Origin of the sequence: Enterobacter cloacae complex sp. 372C4 (genome assembly GCF_050030615.1) — a bacterium.
GTDB lineage: Bacteria > Pseudomonadota > Gammaproteobacteria > Enterobacterales > Enterobacteriaceae > Enterobacter > Enterobacter intestinihominis.
Window position 1 is genome coordinate 3,007,784 of sequence record NZ_JBLGUQ010000001.1, and the last position, 21,187, is coordinate 3,028,970.

23 protein-coding genes are annotated in these 21,187 nt (G+C 54.1%); 17 read left to right on the forward strand and 6 right to left on the reverse strand.

The features are described from left to right. Positions 1-37: 37 nt before the first annotated feature. The gene (gene hemB / locus ACQG11_RS14565; protein ID WP_003859169.1) at positions 38-1,012 is read right to left on the reverse strand and encodes a porphobilinogen synthase; all 975 of its coding nucleotides are present in this window, start codon (positions 1,010-1,012) and stop codon (positions 38-40) included. 452 nt (positions 1,013-1,464) lie between these two features. Here hemB and ACQG11_RS14570 point away from each other — a divergent pair, with 452 nt between their 5' ends. Both ACQG11_RS14570 and ACQG11_RS14575 read left to right on the forward strand, forming a co-directional pair. Then, positions 1,465-4,239: an autotransporter outer membrane beta-barrel domain-containing protein gene (locus ACQG11_RS14570; RefSeq protein ID WP_426728497.1), complete on the forward strand. Its 2,775-nt coding sequence runs from the start codon at positions 1,465-1,467 to the stop codon at positions 4,237-4,239. A gap of 88 nt (positions 4,240-4,327) precedes the next feature. Continuing rightward, entirely contained in the window at positions 4,328-4,954 is a 627-nt protein-coding gene (locus ACQG11_RS14575) for a helix-turn-helix domain-containing protein (protein ID WP_022647199.1), read from the forward strand. 2 nt (positions 4,955-4,956) lie between these two features. On the opposite strand, the gene ampH is transcribed toward ACQG11_RS14575, so the two are convergent. After that, positions 4,957-6,117 carry a D-alanyl-D-alanine-carboxypeptidase/endopeptidase AmpH gene (gene ampH, locus ACQG11_RS14580; protein ID WP_022647200.1) on the reverse strand — a complete coding sequence of 387 codons (1,161 nt, stop codon included), beginning with the start codon at positions 6,115-6,117 and terminating at the stop codon, positions 4,957-4,959. Between the two features lie 204 nt (positions 6,118-6,321). Between ampH and ACQG11_RS14585 the strand changes: the two genes are divergently transcribed. From ACQG11_RS14585 to ACQG11_RS14595, 3 genes are all read left to right on the forward strand, one after another. Beyond that, the gene (locus ACQG11_RS14585; RefSeq protein WP_022647201.1) at positions 6,322-6,855 is read left to right on the forward strand and encodes an isochorismatase family protein; all 534 of its coding nucleotides are present in this window, start codon (positions 6,322-6,324) and stop codon (positions 6,853-6,855) included. Between the two features lie 114 nt (positions 6,856-6,969). Further along, a complete protein-coding gene (gene sbmA / locus ACQG11_RS14590; protein WP_022647202.1) occupies positions 6,970-8,190 on the forward strand; it encodes a peptide antibiotic transporter SbmA in 1,221 nt (406 codons plus the stop codon). A 12-nt stretch (positions 8,191-8,202) separates the two neighbouring features. After that, positions 8,203-9,300, forward strand: a complete 1,098-nt coding sequence (locus tag ACQG11_RS14595; protein ID WP_045308919.1) for a DUF1615 domain-containing protein — start codon at positions 8,203-8,205, stop codon at positions 9,298-9,300. Here ACQG11_RS14595 and ACQG11_RS14600 read toward each other — a convergent pair whose 3' ends face one another. Beyond that, positions 9,301-9,603: a DUF2755 family protein gene (locus tag ACQG11_RS14600; RefSeq protein WP_003859159.1), complete on the reverse strand. Its 303-nt coding sequence runs from the start codon at positions 9,601-9,603 to the stop codon at positions 9,301-9,303. It abuts the gene before it with no gap. Between the two features lie 249 nt (positions 9,604-9,852). Here ACQG11_RS14600 and ACQG11_RS14605 point away from each other — a divergent pair, with 249 nt between their 5' ends. Further along, the gene (locus ACQG11_RS14605) at positions 9,853-10,071 is read left to right on the forward strand and encodes a DUF2754 domain-containing protein (RefSeq protein ID WP_022647204.1); all 219 of its coding nucleotides are present in this window, start codon (positions 9,853-9,855) and stop codon (positions 10,069-10,071) included. A gap of 3 nt (positions 10,072-10,074) precedes the next feature. Here ACQG11_RS14605 and ddlA read toward each other — a convergent pair whose 3' ends face one another. Then, positions 10,075-11,172 (reverse strand): D-alanine--D-alanine ligase, encoded by a 1,098-nt coding sequence (gene ddlA / locus ACQG11_RS14610; RefSeq protein WP_022647205.1) that lies wholly within the window; start codon positions 11,170-11,172, stop codon positions 10,075-10,077. Between the two features lie 104 nt (positions 11,173-11,276). On the opposite strand from ddlA, the gene ACQG11_RS14615 reads away from it, so the two are divergent. The 5 genes from ACQG11_RS14615 (at position 11,277) to adrA (ending at position 15,633) form a co-directional block, all read left to right on the forward strand. Next, the gene (locus ACQG11_RS14615) at positions 11,277-11,960 is read left to right on the forward strand and encodes an extensin family protein (RefSeq protein ID WP_192970629.1); all 684 of its coding nucleotides are present in this window, start codon (positions 11,277-11,279) and stop codon (positions 11,958-11,960) included. A 169-nt stretch (positions 11,961-12,129) separates the two neighbouring features. Then, positions 12,130-13,353: a multidrug efflux MFS transporter gene (locus ACQG11_RS14620; RefSeq protein ID WP_023299423.1), complete on the forward strand. Its 1,224-nt coding sequence runs from the start codon at positions 12,130-12,132 to the stop codon at positions 13,351-13,353. 199 nt (positions 13,354-13,552) lie between these two features. Continuing rightward, positions 13,553-13,813 carry an anti-adapter protein IraP gene (gene iraP, locus ACQG11_RS14625; protein ID WP_003859148.1) on the forward strand — a complete coding sequence of 87 codons (261 nt, stop codon included), beginning with the start codon at positions 13,553-13,555 and terminating at the stop codon, positions 13,811-13,813. 293 nt (positions 13,814-14,106) lie between these two features. Then, positions 14,107-14,427: a phosphate starvation-inducible protein PsiF gene (gene psiF, locus ACQG11_RS14630; protein WP_022647208.1), complete on the forward strand. Its 321-nt coding sequence runs from the start codon at positions 14,107-14,109 to the stop codon at positions 14,425-14,427. 102 nt (positions 14,428-14,529) lie between these two features. Then, positions 14,530-15,633: a diguanylate cyclase AdrA gene (gene adrA / locus ACQG11_RS14635; RefSeq protein WP_192970628.1), complete on the forward strand. Its 1,104-nt coding sequence runs from the start codon at positions 14,530-14,532 to the stop codon at positions 15,631-15,633. 16 nt (positions 15,634-15,649) lie between these two features. On the opposite strand, the gene proC is transcribed toward adrA, so the two are convergent. Next, on the reverse strand, positions 15,650-16,459 hold the full coding sequence (gene proC, locus ACQG11_RS14640) for a pyrroline-5-carboxylate reductase (protein WP_023305563.1): 810 nt from the start codon (positions 16,457-16,459) through the stop codon (positions 15,650-15,652). Between the two features lie 97 nt (positions 16,460-16,556). On the opposite strand from proC, the gene ACQG11_RS14645 reads away from it, so the two are divergent. From ACQG11_RS14645 to ppnP, 5 genes are all read left to right on the forward strand, one after another. Then, entirely contained in the window at positions 16,557-17,015 is a 459-nt protein-coding gene (locus ACQG11_RS14645; RefSeq protein ID WP_192970627.1) for a YaiI/YqxD family protein, read from the forward strand. Positions 17,016-17,159: 144 nt separating this feature from the next. Further along, positions 17,160-17,684: a shikimate kinase AroL gene (gene aroL, locus ACQG11_RS14650; protein WP_022647212.1), complete on the forward strand. Its 525-nt coding sequence runs from the start codon at positions 17,160-17,162 to the stop codon at positions 17,682-17,684. A gap of 44 nt (positions 17,685-17,728) precedes the next feature. Continuing rightward, positions 17,729-17,920: a protein YaiA gene (yaiA, locus tag ACQG11_RS14655; RefSeq protein WP_023305565.1), complete on the forward strand. Its 192-nt coding sequence runs from the start codon at positions 17,729-17,731 to the stop codon at positions 17,918-17,920. 236 nt (positions 17,921-18,156) lie between these two features. Then, positions 18,157-18,834: an AroM family protein gene (locus tag ACQG11_RS14660; RefSeq protein WP_003859133.1), complete on the forward strand. Its 678-nt coding sequence runs from the start codon at positions 18,157-18,159 to the stop codon at positions 18,832-18,834. 71 nt (positions 18,835-18,905) lie between these two features. Continuing rightward, complete coding sequence (gene ppnP, locus ACQG11_RS14665; RefSeq protein WP_003859131.1) at positions 18,906-19,193, forward strand: pyrimidine/purine nucleoside phosphorylase; 288 nt, start codon at positions 18,906-18,908, stop codon at positions 19,191-19,193. Between the two features lie 47 nt (positions 19,194-19,240). Here ppnP and rdgC read toward each other — a convergent pair whose 3' ends face one another. Further along, on the reverse strand, positions 19,241-20,155 hold the full coding sequence (rdgC, locus tag ACQG11_RS14670; protein WP_006809928.1) for a recombination-associated protein RdgC: 915 nt from the start codon (positions 20,153-20,155) through the stop codon (positions 19,241-19,243). Positions 20,156-20,278: 123 nt separating this feature from the next. Here rdgC and mak point away from each other — a divergent pair, with 123 nt between their 5' ends. Further along, on the forward strand, positions 20,279-21,184 hold the full coding sequence (gene mak / locus ACQG11_RS14675; protein ID WP_426728498.1) for a fructokinase: 906 nt from the start codon (positions 20,279-20,281) through the stop codon (positions 21,182-21,184). The last annotated feature ends 3 nt before the right edge of the window (positions 21,185-21,187 follow it).

Below are 21,187 nucleotides of genomic sequence, written 5' to 3' on the forward strand. Positions count from 1 at the left end.
GGCCGGGTATGGCGAAGCCACCCGGCGCTAAAGCGGATTAACGCAGAATTTTCTTCTCAGCCAGATCCAACGCGAAGTAGCTGAAGATTAGATCCGCGCCCGCGCGTTTGATCGCACCCAGGCTTTCGAGGATCACTTTCTCTTCGTCGATGGCACCCGCCTGCGCGGCGAATTTGATCATCGCGTACTCGCCGCTCACCTGGTATGCGCCCAGCGGCAGTTCGGTGCGTTCGCGAATGTCGCGCAGGATATCCAGATACGCGCCGGCCGGTTTCACCATCAGACAGTCTGCGCCCTGTGCTTCATCGAGCAGAGATTCACGAATCGCTTCGCGGCGGTTCAGCGGGTTCATCTGATAGGTTTTACGATCGCCCTTCAGCGCCGTGCCCGCCGCTTCACGGAACGGGCCGTAGAAGGAGGAGGCGAATTTGGTGGAGTAGGACATGATGGCGGTGTCGGTAAAGCCTGCCGCATCCAGCGCATGACGAATAGCCTGAACCTGACCATCCATTGCCGCAGAAGGTGCAATGAAATCCGCACCCGCGGCGGCGGCAACCACCGCCTGCTTGCCCAGATTCAGCAGGGTCGCATCGTTGTCCACGCCGTGATCGCACAGCACACCGCAGTGGCCATGAGAGGTGTATTCGCAGAAGCAGGTATCGGACATGACGATCATCTCCGGCACACTCTCTTTGCAGATGCGCGACATGCGTGCCACGAGGCCGTCTTCTTTCCATGCATCACTGCCGGTTGCGTCAGTGTGGTGGGAGATACCGAACGTCATCACCGAGCGGATGCCCGCATTCGCAATGCGTTCGATCTCGCGGGCCAGATGCTTTTCAGGAATGCGCATCACGCCCGGCATCGCGTCGATGGCTTTGTAGTCATCGATCTCTTCTTCAACAAAAATCGGCAACACCAGATCGTTTAAGGTCAGTGTTGTCTCTTCAAACATGGCGCGCAGTGCGGGTGACTTGCGCAGGCGACGGGGACGAGCAATTAAATCGGTCATGGTATGCCTGATGTTTGTGGAACAAAGAGGCTTAGTGTACCTGAAAGCGGAGAGTGGTGTTTTACTAAAGTTGTCTTTTAGATTTTCGAAATCGATTAATATACGCTACATGTATTTTGTATATATTATAAATCTTATTATGGTGTCCAGAGTGGTATGTGATATTGGTGAGGCTTCTATATTGGTTTGGGATTATAAATATAAATGATTTATTGCTTTTTATTATATGTATCGAAGCAACTAAAGAAGTTTGCAATCAGTTGAATTTATAATATTTATTCATAATGATTGATATTGTCCTGGGTTTATAAGCTTATTTGTCTGAATACGGACTTAATGGAATCATTCATTGAACCTTTTCGAAGTGAAACTGCATAATTCCTTCCGCAATTAAACGTTGCCAAATGATTTGATGGACAAACTTGCTTACGTCCCTGAGGAGGGATGACCCAATGCAAACATGGAAAAAGAAACTGGTTGTATCACAACTTGCATTAGCCTGCACACTGGCTATCGCTTCTCAGGCCAATGCGAAAGATATATCCGGCACGACATATAATACTTTTGGATATGACAATACTGCGTCCACGCCCTGGTATTATGGTTATGCTGACTGGGATTATTCAGATGCCACACATGATGGTGACATTTATCCAGTCATCAATAAATCAACCGTAAACGGAGTTATTTCGACATACTATCTGGATGATGGTGTCAATGGCCGTGCGAACGCGTTGAGTATTTCTAACAGCACCATTAACGGCATGATCACGTCAGAATGTATGACCACGACGTGTGCAGAAGGCGTGGATACTGACGGCACTACGCATACCCAGTACGATCGTTTTAGCCTGACTGTTGATAACTCCACCATCAACGATACCTACGAGCATTATGCGTATGATGTCGTTAATGGCGATACCACTGAAACGCATTATCTGGACACCTATGGTCTGGGTAACGCCATCACCCTGGATGTTGAGTCTGATATCGTTATTCAGAACAATTCCCACATCGCGGGCATCACGCTGACGCAGGGTTATCAGGAGCTTGATAACACGCCATACGACGGTGTTGAAGGCGTTGCTAACAGCAGCAATATCTTTACCGATACGCTGGTGGTGAAAGACTCTGTGCTGACCTCTGGCGCATACAGCGATCTGGGTACCAGCGGCTTCTACGGTCAAACGGCGAAGCCAAGCGACTACGGTGAAACCAACGCCACGGCTGCGGATGATGCGGCGCTGATCGTTGCTGCCAGTGCGTCTGATAACGCCATGCAGACCACCGCTACCTTCGATCACTCTACCGTTACGGGTGACATTCTTTTCTCCAGCACCTTTGATAACAACTTCTACGAGAATGGCGATCCGGCAACGGATACCACAGAAGATGGCGTCTATAACCCAACCACCAACGGCTGGGATGGTACCGATAAACTGGATGTCACGCTGACCAATGGCAGTAAGTGGGTGGGTGCAGCGCAGTCCAGCGTTGAAGCTATCGGCACTGCGCAGATGTATGGCCAGGGCTACAGCAACGTAGACTGGCACGCATTGTCCCCGAATAGCATCTGGCCTGATTCTACCTTTGACAGCAACGGTCACGTTGCCGGTGAAGAGGTGTATCAGAGCGGCCTGTTCAACGTGGCGCTGGATAACGGTTCCGAGTGGGATACCCGCAAGATCTCCAACATCGATGCACTGACGGTGAACAACCAGTCTCAGGTCAATGTTGAAAACTCCGGCCTGCTGGCAGATTCCATCACCCTGACCAATGCTTCAACCTTGAATATTGGCGACAGCGGTGCCGTGGCAACCGACAGTCTGTATCTGGATAGCTACAGCCGTGCGGCACTGACTGAAGAGACGGCAGAACTGTATGCCAACACCATTACTGTAGACAACGGTGCAGAGCTGGCGCTGGGTCTGGGTCAGGTTGATACGCACAATATGGTGCTGACCGATGGCGGTGTGCTCAACGTTGCCAGCCGCGATTATGTGCTGAACAGCGACCTGAACAACGCACGCTATATCACCAACGATAGCCATAAAGCGGACTACGACTATGGTGTTGTCGCGCTGAACTCTGACGGCCATCTGGCGGTGAACGGTGACGTTGCCGGTAACTATAAAGTGCGCATCGACGATGCGACCGGTGCAGGCTCCGTAGCTGACTACAAAAACAAAGAGATCATTCGCGTCTATGACAATAACGCGGATACCGCTGCCAGCTTTACTGCGGCAAACAAAGCTGATTTAGGTGCATACACCTATCAGGCGCAGCAGAAGGGTGACACCGTTGTTCTCCAGCAGGAAGAGCTGACTGACTATGCCAACATGGCGCTGAGCATTCCTTCTGCTAATACCAACATCTGGAATCTGCAACAGGATACCGTGGGTACCCGTCTGACCAACAGCCGTCATGGCCAGGCAGATAACGGCGGCGCATGGGTGAGCTATTTTGGCGGCAACTTTGACGCGGATAATGGCACCGTTAGCTACGATCAGGACGTAAGCGGCATTATGGTGGGTCTGGATGCTCAGATCGACGGTAATAACGCGAAGTGGATTGTCGGTGGTGCGGCTGGTTTCGCGAAGGGTGATATCAGCGATCGTACTGGTCAGGTCGATCAGGACAGCCAGACTGCGATGATCTACGCGTCGGCGAAGTTCATGAACGACATCTTCCTCGACAGCTCCATGAGCTACACCCGCTTCAACAACGACCTCTCTGCTACCATGAGCAACGGTCAGTATGTTGACGGTAATACCACGACTGACGCCGTTGGTTTCGGGATGAAACTGGGCTATGACTGGAAACCAAACCTGTCTGGCTACGTCACGCCTTACGCGGCGATCTCTGGCCTGTTCCAGTCCGGTGATGACTATCAGTTAAGCAACGACATGCGTATCGATGGCCAGTCTTACGACAGTATGCGTTATGAGCTTGGCGTGGATGCAGGTTATACCTTCAACTACGGTGGCGAGCAGGCATTAACCCCTTACTTCAAGCTGGCTTACGTGTATGACGATGCCGACAACAATGCTGATATCAACAATGACAGCATTGACAACGGCGTGGAAGGCTCTGCGGTTCGCGTGGGACTGGGCACTCAGTTCAGCTTCACGAAAAACTTCAGTGCTTACACTGATGCGACTTATCTGGGCGGCGGCGACGTTGACCAGAACTGGGGAGCAAACTTGGGTGTGAAATATACCTGGTAAGAAAAAAACGCGGGGGATTTTGCCCCCGCTTTTTTATGTGCTTTAAAAATAATAAAGAACCGACATATACAGATGACTTGAGGTATGCATGAACGTTAATGCGAAACCACTTTCTGAATTAAGCCGGCTCATAAAGTGTCTGGAAGTCGCCGGTACCCCATTTAAAACGGAACCACAACAATTTATAACTACCGGCAATAATGATGATGAACCATTGACATTTGTAATACAATCCGGCCTGACAGTCGTTCACCGTAAATCAGATGAATTACTCGTGGGTATTGCACGGGCACCCTATATTCATGGATTAAGTGCATGGATTAATGACAGCTATCTTGAATATTCCCTGATGGCACAAACACCTTGTACCGGATTTTATTTGCCAGCCTCTACTGCATGCGAAATTATTCAAGAAGCGCAACTCTGGCAAGAAGCGTTCTGCTGGCTTTCATGGCTAAATCATTTACTGGGAAAACGTGATATCCAGCTGGTCGGAAATAATTCGTATAGCCAAATTCGGGCGATGCTAATCAATATGGCCGAGTGGGATGACACGCTACGCTCAAAAATTGGTGTGATGAATCATATTCAGCGTAGCACGCGTATATCACGTTCGGTGGTTGCGGAGGTTCTGGCGGCGCTGCGTCAGGGGAACTACATCAATATGAGCCGGGGCAAACTGATCAGTATCAACCGTTTGCCCACGGACTATTAAGCTCAGTTAGCGGCCGTAAGTACCTGCGCTTTATTGGCGCTCAGCTCGGCTACAAGGTTATTTACGCCATCACTCATATTCACGAAGCGGGTGTTCGGTGACCGGGTGACCACCACAAAAGCGCCCACGTTTGATTGCGGAATCATCGCCATGTAGGTGATGAATCCGCCACCCCCACCGGTTTTTTGAATAATACCCGGGCGACCATCTTTTGGCGCCATATATACCCAGCCCATGCCGAGGGCATCGGCTTTACCGGGAACATCCATACCAATGACGCGACGTAACTGAGCACGCTGGTAGATGAGCGTCTGCATTCGGTCGGCCTGATTACTGCGCGCGTAAAAATCCGATGAGAGGAACTGTTGCATCCAGCGCATCATGTCGCCAGGCGTAGAGTAAACCCCACCGCTGCCAATGGCTGCCAGCGTGTTATTACACGGGCTGGCCCCTTTTTCCGCCACCATCAGACGCTTGCACTGGTCCGGGGAGGGGGTGTAAGTAGTATCTTTCATCCCGAGCGGACGCGTGATTTGCTCTTCAAACAGCTGAGGGTAAGGCTTACCTGATGCCGTTGCTAACGCGTCGGCCAGCAGATCAAACGCCAGGTTAGAATAGCCAGCCTGAGAACCCGGAGCCGATTTCAGCGTTGCGGTGCTCAGATAGTTCCAGCGTTGTTCGCGAGTTGGCCAGACAAAGACAGGGCGATGCGCAGCGCCACCGGGCTGTTCTCGCGGCAGGGCGCTGGTATGGGTCGCCAGGTTCACCAGCCTGATCGGCGTTCCCTGATATGTCGGAACGCGAGCGCCGGGTGGCGCATATTTGCTGAGCGGATCGTCGAGTTTTACCACGCCCTGATCGAGCAATTTCACCAGCATTTCGCTGGTCATCAGCTTAGTTATCGACGCGACACGGATAACGGAATCCAGCTGCGGGCGAACGTTATTTCCCGGTCGTGTTTCACCGAAGCTGCGAAACACCCGCTGGTTACCGTCGATCACGACCAGCGCCATTCCCGTCGCACCACTGCCGTAATAAATAAGGTTCGCATAGCGATCGGCAATGTCAGAGGCCAGAACCGGTGCCGTCAGAGGCTGTGCTGCCTGGGCGGTGGACAGGCTCACCGCACACAGCGCGGCGAAAGAGAGCAGACAACGTTTCAACGAAAAGCATCCATCCAGTGAATAAGGAGAGTTACGGGTAGTTATACTACTAATCGGCGTCGGGCAATCGTCCGATTTGCATAACGATAGCGAGAAAAACGTAACCGTGGGTAAATTTGCACAATTTACTTACGGCCAGACTCCCATTTTGTGACATCGGGCTTATGATAGTCACCAGTTACATTCATTATTGCGGAGAACGGTATGTCTGAAAAGCGTGTGGTTTTGGTGGTTGATATGCAGAATGGGGTGTTTAAGACGCCGCGCCATCAGAGTGAGAAATGTGTCTCACTGATCAATCAGCTTACCCAGGCTGCTGAGGCCGTTATTTTCATACAGCATACTGAAGCTGGCGGGCTAGAGGAGGGGAGCGAAGGGTTTGCATTGCTGCCCGATCTCAACCAGCCGGCAGGGGCGTTTTACGTCACGAAGACCGCTTGCGATGCCTTCTATAACACTTCGCTCGAGGCACTGTTGCGCGAACAGGGGATCGATGAATTTATTATCTGCGGCTGCGCGACGGATTATTGTGTCGATGCCACCTTTAAAAACGGTGTCAGCCGGGGCTACCACATCACGGTTGCGGAGGATGCCCACACCACGGCCAATCGTCCAGCGGCCGATGCCCAGGTTCTGATCGCGCACTATAACGATGTCTGGCGTAACTTCATCGCCCCTGCCAACCCGCCTTCGGTGAAACGCACCGAAACAATTCTTGAAAACTGGAAAGCGAACTAATAATTCACCCGCAGGTCTGACTTTTTTGCCTGAGCCGGGAGGCTGGCCCAGGCAAGGTTTCGTGTGGCGATATGTTAAACACAGCAACAGCCATAACAACAAGAAGGAAGCACAATGTTTAAGTCTTTTTTCCCAAAGCCGGGGCCCTTTTTCCTGTCGGCATTTATTTGGGCACTGCTGGCTGTCATTTTCTGGCAGGCCGGTGGCGGCGCGTGGCTGACCCGTCTTACGGGGGCAACGGGCGACATTCCCATTAGCGCTGCGCGCTTCTGGTCCATGAGCTATCTGCTTTTCTACGCCTATTACATGCTCTGCGTGGGGCTTTTTGCCATGTTCTGGTTTATCTATTCGCCTCACCGCTGGCAATACTGGTCGATTCTCGGCACGTCGTTAATCATCTTTGTCACCTGGTTCCTGGTGGAAGTGGGCGTGGCGGTCAACGCCTGGTATGCGCCGTTTTACGATCTGATCCAGACGGCGCTGAGTTCGCCGCATAAAGTGACCATTAACCAGTTCTACCATGAGGTGGGGATCTTCCTCGGCATCGCCCTCATCGCCGTGGTGATCGGCGTGATGAATAACTTTTTCGTCAGTCACTATGTGTTCCGCTGGCGTACCGCGATGAACGAACACTATATGGCGCACTGGCAGCACCTGCGTCATATCGAAGGTGCCGCACAGCGTGTGCAGGAAGACACCATGCGTTTTGCCTCTACACTCGAAGATATGGGCGTGAGCTTTATTAATGCCATCATGACGCTGATCGCCTTCCTGCCGGTGCTGGTGACGCTCTCATCCCACGTTCCGGAACTGCCGATTGTCGGCCATCTGCCGTACGGCCTGGTCATTGCCGCGATTGTCTGGTCGCTGATGGGAACGGGACTGCTGGCAGTGGTGGGGATCAAGCTGCCGGGGCTGGAATTTAAAAACCAGCGCGTGGAAGCGGCCTACCGTAAAGAGCTGGTGTATGGTGAAGACGATCCTAACCGTGCGTCACCGCCTACCGTGCGTGAGCTGTTTGGCGCCGTACGTCGTAATTACTTCCGCCTCTATTTCCATTACATGTACTTCAATATCGCGCGCATCCTTTATCTTCAGGTTGATAACGTTTTCGGGTTGTTCCTGCTGTTCCCGTCCATCGTTGCGGGTACGATTACACTCGGTCTGATGACCCAGATCACCAACGTTTTTGGTCAGGTTCGCGGTTCGTTCCAGTACCTGATTAGCTCCTGGACTACGCTGGTGGAGCTGATGTCCATCTACAAACGTTTACGCAGTTTCGAGCGTGAGCTGGACGATAAGGATTTGCAGGAAGTCACCCATACATTAGGTTAAAAAGGAATTGCTATGCCATTTGCCGTACCACGTGCATTACCGCTGACGTTACTCGCCGCCGTCGTGCTGGCGGGCTGTGCCGAGAAAGGGGCTACCCCGCTCAAAGAAGGGGAGAAGCCCGTTGATGTGGCGAGCGTGGTGCGGCAAAAAATGCCCGCCAGCGTGAAGGATCGCAGTGAGTGGGCTGATGCGCTGGCAACGACCTTCAAAAGTCAGAAGATCGCGCCTACCGAGGAGAACATCTGCTCGGTGCTGGCGGTGGCGCAGCAGGAATCGATGTATCAGTCAGATCCTGTTGTGCCTGGCCTGAACAAAATCGCCTGGAAGGAGATCGACCGCCGGGCCGAATCGATGCATATCCCGGTTTTCCTGGTACATACCGCCCTTAAAATCACCTCGCCAAACGGGAAAAGCTACAGCGAACGGCTGGATACGGTGAAAACCGAGAGGCAGCTCAGCGCCATTTTCGATGATTTCATCAATATGGTGCCGATGGGGCAGAAGCTGTTTGGCTCGCTGAATCCGGTACATACCGGCGGTCCGATGCAGGTAAGCATCGCATTTGCGGAAAAGCATACCGACGGCTATCCGTGGGATATCGACGGTACGGTGCGTCAGGAAGTCTTCTCCCTGCGCGGTGGGCTGTGGTTTGGGACGTATCACCTGCTGAATTATCCGGCCAACTACGATAAACCGCTGTATCGTTTTGCCGACTTTAACGCGGGCTGGTATGCCAGCCGAAATGCAGCCTTCCAGAATGCAGTAAGCCGCGCCAGCGGTGTGAAGCTCGCTTTGGATGGCGATCTCATTGCATACGGCAGCAGCGAGGCAGGGTCCACCGAACGGGCAGTGCGAAAACTTTCGACGAAACTGGAGATGAGCAACAGTGACATTCGCCGACAGCTGGAGAAGGGTGACAGCCTGGCGTTTGAGAAAACGGATCTGTATAAGCAGGTTTTCGCGCTTGCAGAGAAGAAAAGTGGAAAGGCACTACCCAGAGCCATTCTGCCAGGCATTCAGCTTGAAAGCCCGAAGATCACGCGTAACCTGACGACCGCATGGTTCGCAAAACGCGTGGACGATCGTCGGGCTCGCTGTATGGGACTGTAATCAGTGGCGGTTGCGCCAGCGCAGCACGAGCGCAATCACGCCCAGAACCATGCTGCCCGCGAGGAAGGGAATGAGCCCGAATACGGTGCTCACGCCTAAACCGATTTCAACGCGCGGGCGGCCGGTATCCTGCACCTGCATCAGATGCTCATACACGCCAGGGGCATGCACCAGCATGTTCAGCAGTTGGGTTCCTGCCCAGAAACAAAACAGAACAAACAGGGCATAGGCAATATTCCCCGCCGTGGAGGTTTTTGGTTGTTTTCCGCCAAAAATCGGTTTCGACAATGTAAAGTCTGCCATAAGACCTCCCGAAAATATCACTCTGTTTTAATACGCGTCGTACAGGGTGAGTGTGACAGGTCATAGCATTTGTCAATATCAGAATCGTGGGAAATTCGGCTCAGGATTTCTCCTGGATTGTCGATTTCTGCATCACGTCACAAATTGATAACATAAGTGAAACTGCGCTGCTTTTCAGAATTTACGTATCCGCCACAGACGGCTTTATCAAACTGTGAGAGGATAGTTTTTTTTTCTGCCGGAGTTGTCATGAAGCTCACTTCCAAACTACGCCGTGACTGGCATTACTACGCCTTTGCGATCGGGCTGATCTTTATACTCAACGGTGTTGTCGGGCTGCTGGGATTTGAAGCGAAGGGCTGGCAAACCTATGCGGTTGGGCTGGTGACCTGGGTAATCAGTTTCTGGCTGGCGGGATTCATTATCCGCCGTCGTCCCGATGAGACGACGGCAGAGAAAGCCGACTAACCGTCAGTTAACAGAGCTTTTCAGGGCGCTGTCAGCGGCGTGACGCTCCAGCGCCAGTTCAATCAGGCGGGTGATCAGTTCCGGATAGCTTATTCCGCTGGCCTGCCACAATTTCGGGTACATGCTGATATTGGTAAAGCCCGGCAGGGTGTTGATTTCGTTAATCACTACCTCGTTATCCGCCGTCAGAAACACATCGACGCGCGCCATCCCACTGCATCCCAGCGCCTGATAGGCTTCAACGGCGATCGCCCGGATCTTGTCGTTAACGTCAGGATCGAGCGCGGCGGGAACCACAACCTGGGCACCTTTGTCGTCAATATATTTGGTGTCGTAGGAGTAGAAGTCGCTATTCAGCACCACTTCACCACAGGTACTCGCCTGCGGGAAGTCGTTACCCAGTACGGCGCACTCAATTTCGCGCCCGTTAATTCCCTGCTCAACCACCACCTTGTGGTCAAACTCAAAGGCCAGACGAACGGCATCGTTAAACTGTGCTTCGCTGGTGACTTTGCTGACGCCGACGGATGAGCCCTGATTCGCCGGTTTCACGAACAGCGGCAGGCCGAGTTGCGCCTGGATCTGCGCGAAGCTGTGTTTATCGCGGTTGGCGCGAGTGAGCGTGACGAACGGTGCAATATTCAGACCGGCGTCGCGCAGCAGACGTTTAGTGACGTCTTTATCCATGCAGGCGGCAGAACCCAGCACATCGGAGCCGACAAACGGCAGGTTCGCCATCCGCAACATGCCTTGCAGGGACCCGTCTTCGCCCAGCGTGCCGTGAACGATAGGGAACACCACGTCAATCTGTGCCAGCGCCTGCGCGTTCCCGGCATCGATAAGCTGTCCCTGTGCCACGCCTGGAACCGTTGCGACGCTGATATCAGAAGGATTAAGGGCGATGCGCGCCGGATCATCAGCGTGTAACAGATACTGGCTGGCATCGTTAACATGCCACTGGCCCTGTTTATCAATGCCCAGCAGCACCACGTCAAAACGGCTTTTATCAATCGCATCAACGATATTTTTAGCCGATTGCAATGACACCTCGTGCTCTGATGATTTTCCCCCAAAGACAATACCTACGCGCTGCTTTGCCATCTCACTCTCTTCCAGTCTGACGAAAAGCCAATAACATACCACGATGCCCGGCGGGTTTCGCGGCCTTCTGCCATAATGTTTTGAGGGATGTTGAAGGGGGGCGCGTGAAAGGAAAAGGTCTGCTTATTCTTATTGTTATTGCCGGGATCGCCACGGTGGGCTACCGCTGGTTGCCGCCGCATTACAACCCTTTCGTGCCGCTTACGCTTGACGATCCGCCTGGAAAAATAACCCAGTTTAAACTCCGGCGCTTAACGCCGCAGGCGTGCGCAAACCTGTTAGCGCAGGCGAATCAACGCCAGCTTATCCGTACCCAGGCGGTCGCTGACAGCGCCGGTGAGTGTCCGCTGAGTAACGTGGTGCGCGTGCGCGATTTTGGCCCGGTCAGCCTGAACGGCAGCTTCCTTGCCAGTTGCCCGCTGGCGTTAAGCTCGGCGCTGTTTGTCAGCCAGCAGGCCCGGCCGCTCACCAAAACCTGGACCGGCAGCGAGCTTACGCGTATTGAACATCTGGGCAGCTTCGCCTGCCGCAATATCTACAGCCGCCCGGATGCGCGGCGCAGCGAACATGCCACGGCGGATGCGCTGGATATCAGCGCTTTCAGGCTGGCAAACGGACAGCGTGTTACCGTCCTCAACGGCTGGAAAGCGGAAAAGACGCAGCCCTGGCTACAGGCGCTGTTGTCGGCAAGCTGCGGCTATTACGGTAACGGTCTGGGGCCGGACTACAATGCCGCCCATGCCAACCATTTCCATCTGGGAATGCGCGGCTATGGCTTATGTCGATGAAGCATAATCTTCCGCCGAAAATTGGATAGATTGTGACTTATCTCACAAATATGATGACTGGGAAGATAAAACACCAAAGTCTGCAAGGCCGCATCTCTGGCGCTATGTCATTGCGCGTAACTTGCTAATCTGTCGGCGAATTCGCCTAAAAATGAAGACTATTTCTGTTATGGAATCCTGGAAAGTTAACCTCATTTCAGTCTGGTTCGGCTGCTTCTTCACCGGACTGGCTATCAGCCAGATATTGCCCTTCCTGCCGCTTTACGTGTCGCAGCTGGGGGTCACTTCCCATGAAGCGCTCTCTATGTGGTCCGGCCTGACGTTCAGCGTGACGTTTCTGGTGTCCGCCATTGTGTCACCGATGTGGGGCAGCCTTGCGGATCGCAAGGGGCGCAAGTTGATGCTGCTCCGCGCCTCGCTGGGGATGGCGATAGCCATTTTGCTCCAGGCCTTCGCCACCAACGTCTGGCAGCTGTTTATTCTGCGGGCGATAATGGGGCTGACCTCCGGGTACATTCCGAATGCCATGGCGCTGGTGGCCTCACAGGTACCGCGCGAGCGGAGCGGCTGGGCACTCAGCACGCTTTCCACGGCCCAGATTAGCGGTGTAATTGGCGGCCCCCTGCTCGGCGGCTTCCTGGCTGACCATGTTGGGCTGCGCGCGGTCTTTATCATTACCGCCATCCTGCTAACGGTCAGCTTTCTGGTCACCCTTTTTCTGATTAAAGAGGGCGGTCGGCCTGTCGTCAGCAAATCAGAACGCCTGAGCGGAAAGGCGGTTTTCGCCTCGCTACCTTATCCTGGCCTGATGATTAGCCTTTTTGTGACAACGATGGTGATCCAGCTCTGTAACGGCTCGGTGGGACCGATTCTGGCGCTGTTTATCAAGTCGATGGCACCGGACAGCAGCAACATTGCTTTTCTGAGCGGGATGATTGCCGCCGTGCCGGGCGTGTCGGCGCTGATGTCCGCTCCGCGTCTGGGGAAACTGGGCGACAGGATCGGTACGGCACGCATTCTGATGGCAACGCTCATCATTGCGGTGATCCTTTTCTTTGCCATGTCGTTCGTCACAACACCGCTTCAGCTCGGGGTGTTGCGCTTCCTGCTTGGCTTCGCGGATGGTGCTATGCTGCCCGCTGTACAGACGCTGCTGGTGAAATATTCCAGTGACCAGGTAACCGGCCGCATTTTTGGCTACAACCAGTCGTTCATGTATTTAGGCAACGTAGCGGGCCCGCTTATTGGCGCCTCGGTCTCGGCGATGGCGGGTTTCCGCTGGGTATTTGCCGCGACGGCGGTGGTGGTGCTTCTTAATATTATTCAACTGGCCTTTGCCTTGCGCCGTCGCCGGCGAATCGCTGAGGCAAAGTCAGCCCGGCAAACACGATAATATATTATTAATTCTTATGATGGCCGCATTTTTATATAACGAAATGCGGCTTCTGTCTTTTAGAAAAACGTTTCGCTTGCGCTCCGAAATATCTTTTTTGGCAGCAATGTCACTTTTGCATAAGATAAAACCAATCCATGCTTTTCATTATTCAGTGAGGGTGTTAATTTCAGGGGAAATCACATAAGGACATAGCACCATGAAAAATCTCATTGCTGAGTTGTTGGTTAAGCTTGCCCAAAAGGAAGAAGAGTCGAAAGAGCTGGTTGCCCAGGTCGAGGCGCTGGAGATCGTTGTGACGGCGCTGTTGCGACAGATGGCAAAACCAGAGCAGGAGGCGTTGATCGACAACGTTGAAGGCGCGCTGGAAAAAGCTCGCCCTGATTCACAGGTGCCTGCAGAGGACGCGGAGCTGCTTCAGCAATACGTAAAGAAGCTTTTAAGGCATCCTCGCAGTTAACCCGCCAGAGGTGAAATGACGTGTCACAGAATTGTCATGCAGGATGCCTGGCGTCGCTCTGTTTTTATTTTTACCCTGTTACCATAGGGAAATTAAAATGAAGCAGAGCACACTTTTCACCGCATTAAACTCGCTCGTAATTACCTCCTCCGTTCCTGCGAAACCGGTTAATAATAATCGCGCTGCGACGGGACTGAAATAACCCTGAATCACGGTGAAAATCATGGTGCAGGGTGGTTTTTTTCCCGTAACGAACCAGACTTAACGTGGAACTTCACATAAAGGATGGTGCAATGAAAACAACAATACTGGTTACCCTGCTCTCTGGCCTGTGTCTGATCGCCTCAGCACATGCGGAAGAGAAAACGTTAACGCCCCAGCAGCAGCGCATGACGACCTGTAACCAACAGGCGACCTCGCAAAGTCTGAAAGGGGATGCCCGTAAAACGTATATGAGCGACTGCCTTAAAAATGGTACGACCAAACCGGGTGAAAAAAGCCTGACCCCGCAGCAGCAAAAAATGCGCGAGTGCAATGCCCAGGCGACACAGCAGATGCTGAAAGGCGACGATCGCAGCAAGTTTATGAGCGCGTGCCTGAAAAAACAGGCGTAGTGCTAATGGGTGAGTCACGGCTGTGGCTCACCCAAAATTTCATACTTTCCCCGCTATCCCCCTCTCTATAATTTGGGAAAATGTTTCAGAATATTCCCAAAAATGATGAATGATGAGTTTTATGACAATCACGAGAACATTCGGGAAGCGTGGTATCAGCAGCTTTCTCAGGATGACTCATACCGTTCCGGTCTGCGATTTGCCCGGCGAATACGGCTGGCACGCATCGTTGGTCTGGCGGCGCTGTTTGTTCCGCTTGCCAGCGTTCTGGTGAGTCAGCTTCTTTCTGGCGTCTGGTGGTTGCTATTGGTGGGCTGGGTCTTTGTCTGGCCCCATCTGGCCTGGCAGCTGGCTTTTCGTTCGACCTGCCCCCACAGCGGTGAAATCGTTAATCTGAAAATCGATGCCATCATTGCTGGCGTCTGGGTGGGATTAATAGGGTTCAATGCGCTGCCAACGGCGGCGCTGATCGTGATGATCGGCATGAACATGATGGGATCGGGGGGATGCCGCTTATTCCTGACAGGACTTGCGCTGCTTGCTCTGTCTGCCCTGCTCACCGTGCAATCCACGGGTACTCCTGTGCTATTGACCTCTGAACCGCTGGCGTTGTGGCTGACGCTCCCCGTGCTGGTGGTCTACCCCATGCTGTTTGCCTGGCTCAGCCACCGCACGGCGATCCGGCTGGCAGAGCATAAGCGTCGGCTTGAGCTGATGAGTACCCGCGACGGAATGACCGGCGTGTTCAATCGCCGTCACTGGGAAACGTTGCTGCGTAACGAATTTGAGGCCTGCCGTCGCAGCCATCGACAGGCGACGATACTGCTCATCGATATCGATCACTTCAAGACGATCAACGACACCTGGGGGCATGACGTGGGGGATGAAGCGATTGTCGCCATCACGCGCCAGCTTCAGCTGACCCTGCGCGCAGGCGATTATATTGGCCGCTTCGGGGGAGATGAATTTGCGGTGATCATGTCCGGCACGCCTGCCGACAATGCGATTGCGGCGATGGCGCGCGTCCATGAAAGGCTGGTCAACATGCCGCTGCACGGAGCACCTATGGCGAGGTTGTGTATCAGCGTTGGGGTTGCCCCCTGGGGGGCGCAGTTCACGCACTATCGTGAATGGCTAAAGGCCGCGGACGTGGCCCTCTATAAAGCCAAAAATGCCGGACGGGGTCGCACCGAAGTGGCCGCCTGACGCCCGGCGTTACGCATCAGGACTTACTCAGCTTCTCTGATTTTTCCATGCATTTTTCCATCGCCTCGATCACGGCGGAGCGGAACCCGCGCTCTTCCAGCACGCGCACGGCTTCAATGGTTGTGCCACCCGGCGAGCACACCATATCTTTCAGTTCGCCCGGATGTTTACCCGTTTCCAGCACCATTTTGGCCGAGCCCATCACCGCCTGCGCCGCAAATTTGTAGGCCTGCGCGCGCGGCATACCGCCAAGTACGGCGGCATCGGCCATGGCTTCGATAAACATAAAGACATACGCCGGGGCAGAACCACTCACGCCGACAACCGGGTGGATCATCGGTTCGGCAATCACTTCCGCTTCGCCGAAGCAGCGGAAAATGTTCAATACATCCGCCACCTCTTCAGAAGTAACCAGCGCGTTCGGGGTAACGGAGGTCATACCGGCATTTACCAGCGACGGGGTGTTTGGCATGGCGCGAACAATCTTACGGTCGTGCCCCAGCGCGCGGGCGAGCTGGTCGAGGGTCACGCCTGCGGCAATCGACACCACCAGGCTCTCTTTGTTCAGGCTGGAGGTGATCTCGCTCAGGACTTTAATCATGATATTCGGCTTAACGGCGCCAAAGACAATGTCCGCCACCTGAGCCACTTCCTGCGCGCTTTCGGCGGCGTTGATACCATACTCATCACGCAGCGCCGCGACTTTATCCGGGGATGGGGTGAAGACCCAAATCTGCCCCGGCAGCACCTGGCCGCTGGCTATCAGTCCACCGAGGATAGCTTTACCCATGTTTCCGCAGCCGATAAACCCGATTTTCTTATCCATCACGTCTCTCCGTTATTATGCGTTGTTATCTCTCATTGATAGCTTAACAACGAAATGCAGGCGACAATAGTCGCCAGAATCATAATGGGGAGACACTATGGCGATTTGGGTTGATGCGGACGCGTGTCCGAATGTGATTAAAGAGATTTTATTCCGCGCCGCCGAGCGGGTGCAGATGCCGATGACGCTGGTGGCGAACCAGAATATCCGCGTGCCGCCCTCCAGATACATCCGATCTCTGCGCGTTCCGGCCGGGTTCGACGTGGCAGATAACGAGATAGTACGCCTGTGTGACGCAGGAGATCTGGTGATCACGGCGGATATCCCGCTGGCTGCCGACGTGCTGGCGAAGGGGGCCGCGGCGCTTAACCCGCGCGGCGAGCGCTACTCTCCGGCAACGATCCGGGAGAAGCTCACCATGCGTGATTTTATGGATACCCTGCGTTCCAGCGGCGTGCAAACCGGTGGGCCGGACAGCCTGTCGCAGCGCGATCGCCAGCAGTTTGCCGCCGAGCTGGATAAATGGCTGCTGGAAGTGAAGCGCCGCCCGGCGTAGCCCACCTCCGGGCTGTTTTGTGGTACAGTGTGACTTCCACAGGCTTGTCATTCCGTACCGCTTTGCAGTAAAGTTAGCGCAACATCTTCTGCAATCATTTCTTTACAGCCTTCAGTTATCCGGCAGCAAGGGGAACACCTGGTTATGAACCCACCCATCTTTTTAGTTGGCCCTCGCGGCTGTGGGAAAACCACCGTTGGTCTGGAGCTGGCGCGTCTGTGCCAGAGTCAGTTTGTCGATACTGACCACTGGCTCCAGGAGAATGCCGGTAAGACCATCGCCGATATCGTGGAGAATGAGGGGTGGGAGAGCTTTCGTGCGCGCGAAACGGCCACGCTGGAAGCGGTGACCGCACCGTCGACCGTGATTGCGACCGGTGGAGGCATTATTCTGGCGCCGTATAACCGCCAGTTTATGCGCGAAAAGGGTGTCGTAATCTACCTTTGTGCCCCGGTTTCTACGCTGGTGGGGCGGCTGGAGGCGTTTCCGGAAGAGGGACAGCGCCCGGCGCTGACCGCGAAACCGCTGAGTGAAGAGGTCAGCGACGTCCTCGCCGAACGCGATGCACTGTACCGCGAGGCGGCACACCACGTTGTGGATGCGTCAGCGTCACCCGAGAAAGTTGCGATTCAGATTATTACCGCCCTGCGTTTGGCTTGCGCCAGCTAACAGCCGTCTATACTCATAGCTCAGACATAAAAAAAGGATGAGCTATGCCAACCAGACCTCCCTATCCACGTGAAGCCCGCATCGTTACCGTTGAAAAAGGTAATAGCGATCAGACCGTAACCTGGTACCAGCTGCGTGCCGATCACCCTAAACCTGATTCGCTGATCAGCGAACATGAAACCGAACAGGAAGCGCTGGATGCGAAACGGCGCTATGAGGATCCCGAGAAGTCCTGACAAGAATCCGAATTCGTTACAACCGTGCCTGAATCACATTTTTAACTTATCGCTGATGTTAAGCAGCAGTTAATATTTAGTTATTACAGGTAGATTTGGAAAGGCCAGTCGATCTTTACATTACGGTGTAGAGATCCCCTGCTACGCTTGGTGCTGTTTTGTTGAAAAAATGAACAGTGCAGCGTAGTGAGCCTGTACTTGTGTGGCAGTTGTGGTAGTAACGGAAGGCGATCAAAATGAAGGCGACGTTGGCGATCCTCACGATTGGTGTGGTGCCTGTAAGCGAAGTATTACCGCTCTTAACCGAGCATGTCTCTGAACAACAAATTACGCATCTCAGTCTGTTAGGGAAGCTCAGTCGGGAAGAGGTCATGGAAGACTACGCGGTCGGAGAGGGGGAAGATCCCCTGGCAACGTTACTCAGTGACGGTAAACTGGCGCACGTGTCACGCCAGAAAATTGAGCGCGCGCTACAGGGTGTGATCGAAGTGCTCGACAATCAGGACTATGACGTCATTTTGCTGATGAGCACAGCACCCGTTAAAGGACTCAGCGCGCGTAATGCCATTCTGCTCGAACCGATGCGGATTATCCCCCCGCTGGTGGCGTCAATTGTTGATGGTCATCAGGTGGGCGTTATCGTTCCCGTAGAAGAACTGCTGGATAACCAGACGGTGAAGTGGGCCGCGCTGGAGCACACCCCGCTTTACGCGCTGGCAAACCCGTTCTGGGACAGCGAAGCGAAGCTGATTGCGGCCGGGCAGGAGTTGATCGACAGAGGGGCGGATGTCCTGATGCTCGACTGCCTGGGCTTCCATCAGCGGCATCGTGATTTACTGCAAAAGGCGCTGGATGTTCCGGTGCTGCTCTCTAACGTCCTGATGGCGCGCCTGGCGTCAGAATTACTGGTGTAATGATTTTGCGTGACAGGTCATGAGCATGGCCCCTATAGTGGATTTTTCTCTATAAATATAAGGGCCAGTTCATGCTTCAAAGTAACGAATACTTTTCCGGTAAAGTGAAATCCATTGGTTTTACCAGCAGCAGCACTGGCCGCGCCAGTGTCGGCGTCATGGCGGAAGGGGAATACACCTTTGGCACCGCAGAAGCGGAAGAGATGACGGTGGTCAGTGGTGCGCTGAACGTCCTGCTGCCGGGTGAAACGGAGTGGAAAGTCTATAGTGCCGGGCAGGTGTTCAACGTGCCGGGCCACAGCGAGTTCCATTTGCAGGTTGCAGAGCCAACCTCTTATCTGTGCCGCTATCTGAAATAAAAGCATGCCGGGTGGCGCATTCGCTTACCCGGCCTACGTTTTGCCTGTCAACGCTGCGCTTCGCCGCCGAGACCTTCCACCAGGTTCTGGATCAGCGCCGCCAGCTCGCCGGTCATCAGGATAAAGTCTGCGTCAAAGCGCTGAGCATAATCTTCGCGGTCGATATCTTCGTTCTGATCGCGCAGTTCATCGCAGAATTTAAGGCGCTTCACGGAGCCGTCATCACACATCACAAACTGAATGCGCTGCTGCCAGTCGAGTGCCAGTTTAGTCACCACTTTGCCCGCTTCAATGTGCACGGCGATCTCGTCGCTCACCAGATCCTGTTTCTTCGCGCGGATCACGCCGCCATCTTCCAGCAGCGCTTTCAGCTCTGCTTCATCAAGGATCTGGAAGCCCTGCGCGGCAGTCCCGCTGCGCACCCACTCAGTCAGGGTCAGCTCAATCGGCGTCTCCAGTGCCAGCGGTACCACCGGTAATGAGCCAAGGCTCTTACGCAGCAGCGCCAGCGTATCTTCCGCTTTTTTGGCGCTGGCGCAGTCGACCATGATCAGCCCGTTCACGGTGTCGATCCACATCATGGTCTGGCTAAAGCGGCTAAAGGCGCGCGGCAGCAGCGAGTGCAGCACTTCATCCTTCAGTGAATCTTTTTCGGTTTTCTTAAGCTTACGGCCCTGTTCAGCTTCCAGCTTGAAGATCTTCGCTTCGAGCGCCTGCTTCACCACAGGCGTCGGCAGGATCTTCTCTTCTTTGCGGGCGCAAACGATGATTTGCCCCGTGCTGCTGGCGTGGGTCAGCGCATCGCTTTGAGAACCCATTGGCGGAACCCAGCCGGTTTTTGCCATATCCTGGCTACCGCAAGGGGTAAAGGAGTAAGCGGCTAACTGTTTTTCCATCTCTTCTGCACGCAGCGAAACGTCGCGGCTGAGACGGTAAACCATCAAATTTTTGAACCACAGCATGATAATTTCCACGGCCTTGTCGTTAAATCAGCGGGCATGATAACGAATTGTCGCATCGCTTGCATTGCTAATCGGGAAGTGGGCTTCTACTCTGTTGATAATCAAAATAATGAGGAGTGTCTTGTGCGTATTGGGATTGATTTGGGCGGCACCAAAACAGAAGTTATTGCGTTGAGCGAGCAGGGGGAGCAACTGTTTCGCCACCGTCTGCCTACGCCGCGCGATGATTATCACCAGACCATAGAGACGATTGCCCGTCTGGTCGATATGGCAGAGCAGGCAACGGGCGAGACGGGCACGGTCGGGATGGGGATCCCCGGCTCCATTTCGCCGTATACCGGCGTGGTGAAAAATGCCAACTCTACCTGGCTCAACGGTCAGCCGTTTGATAAAGACTTAAGCCAGCGTCTGAACCGGGAAGTGCGTCTGGCAAATGACGCTAACTGCATGGCGGTCTCTGAGGCCGTAGATGGCGCAGCGGCTGGCGCGCAGACCGTATTTGCGGTCATTATCGGTACCGGCTGCGGGGCGGGCGTGGCCTTCGGTGGGCGCTCGCATATTGGCGGCAACGGCACCGCGGGTGAGTGGGGGCACAACCCGTTACCGTGGATGGACGAAGATGAACTCAAATACCGTGCCGAGGTGCCGTGCTACTGTGGCAAGCAGGGCTGTATTGAGACCTTTATTTCCGGCACGGGGTTTGCCACCGATTATCATCGTCTGAGCGGCCAGCCGCTGAAAGGCAACGAGATTATGCGTCTGGTTGAGGAGCAGGATCCGGTGGCTGAACTGGCGCTCAGCCGCTACGAAATGCGGTTGGCTAAATCACTGGCGCATGTGATCAATATCCTCGATCCGGACGTGATTGTGCTGGGCGGCGGCATGAGCAACGTTGACCGGCTGTACGCGACGGTGCCAACGCTGGTGAAACAGTGGGTATTTGGGGGCGAATGCGAAACGCCGATCCGCAAAGCCGTCCATGGAGATTCCAGCGGTGTGCGCGGCGCGGCGTGGCTCTGGCCGGAATAAACG

Excerpts from the sequence above, each read along its gene's own strand:
- hemB (WP_003859169.1), bottom strand. The coding sequence starts at position 1,012 with ATGACCGATTTAATTGCTCGTCCCCGTCGCCTGCGCAAGTCACCCGCA.
- ACQG11_RS14570 (WP_426728497.1), top strand. The coding sequence starts at position 1,465 with ATGCAAACATGGAAAAAGAAACTGGTTGTATCACAACTTGCATTAGCC.
- ACQG11_RS14575 (WP_022647199.1), top strand. The coding sequence starts at position 4,328 with ATGAACGTTAATGCGAAACCACTTTCTGAATTAAGCCGGCTCATAAAG.
- ACQG11_RS14585 (WP_022647201.1), top strand. The coding sequence starts at position 6,322 with ATGTCTGAAAAGCGTGTGGTTTTGGTGGTTGATATGCAGAATGGGGTG.
- sbmA (WP_022647202.1), top strand. The coding sequence starts at position 6,970 with ATGTTTAAGTCTTTTTTCCCAAAGCCGGGGCCCTTTTTCCTGTCGGCA.
- ACQG11_RS14595 (WP_045308919.1), top strand. The coding sequence starts at position 8,203 with ATGCCATTTGCCGTACCACGTGCATTACCGCTGACGTTACTCGCCGCC.
- ACQG11_RS14600 (WP_003859159.1), bottom strand. The coding sequence starts at position 9,603 with ATGGCAGACTTTACATTGTCGAAACCGATTTTTGGCGGAAAACAACCA.
- ACQG11_RS14605 (WP_022647204.1), top strand. The coding sequence starts at position 9,853 with ATGAAGCTCACTTCCAAACTACGCCGTGACTGGCATTACTACGCCTTT.
- ddlA (WP_022647205.1), bottom strand. The coding sequence starts at position 11,172 with ATGGCAAAGCAGCGCGTAGGTATTGTCTTTGGGGGAAAATCATCAGAG.
- ACQG11_RS14620 (WP_023299423.1), top strand. The coding sequence starts at position 12,130 with ATGGAATCCTGGAAAGTTAACCTCATTTCAGTCTGGTTCGGCTGCTTC.
- iraP (WP_003859148.1), top strand. The coding sequence starts at position 13,553 with ATGAAAAATCTCATTGCTGAGTTGTTGGTTAAGCTTGCCCAAAAGGAA.
- psiF (WP_022647208.1), top strand. The coding sequence starts at position 14,107 with ATGAAAACAACAATACTGGTTACCCTGCTCTCTGGCCTGTGTCTGATC.
- adrA (WP_192970628.1), top strand. The coding sequence starts at position 14,530 with ATGATGAATGATGAGTTTTATGACAATCACGAGAACATTCGGGAAGCG.
- proC (WP_023305563.1), bottom strand. The coding sequence starts at position 16,459 with ATGGATAAGAAAATCGGGTTTATCGGCTGCGGAAACATGGGTAAAGCT.
- ACQG11_RS14645 (WP_192970627.1), top strand. The coding sequence starts at position 16,557 with ATGGCGATTTGGGTTGATGCGGACGCGTGTCCGAATGTGATTAAAGAG.
- aroL (WP_022647212.1), top strand. The coding sequence starts at position 17,160 with ATGAACCCACCCATCTTTTTAGTTGGCCCTCGCGGCTGTGGGAAAACC.
- yaiA (WP_023305565.1), top strand. The coding sequence starts at position 17,729 with ATGCCAACCAGACCTCCCTATCCACGTGAAGCCCGCATCGTTACCGTT.
- ACQG11_RS14660 (WP_003859133.1), top strand. The coding sequence starts at position 18,157 with ATGAAGGCGACGTTGGCGATCCTCACGATTGGTGTGGTGCCTGTAAGC.
- ppnP (WP_003859131.1), top strand. The coding sequence starts at position 18,906 with ATGCTTCAAAGTAACGAATACTTTTCCGGTAAAGTGAAATCCATTGGT.
- rdgC (WP_006809928.1), bottom strand. The coding sequence starts at position 20,155 with ATGCTGTGGTTCAAAAATTTGATGGTTTACCGTCTCAGCCGCGACGTT.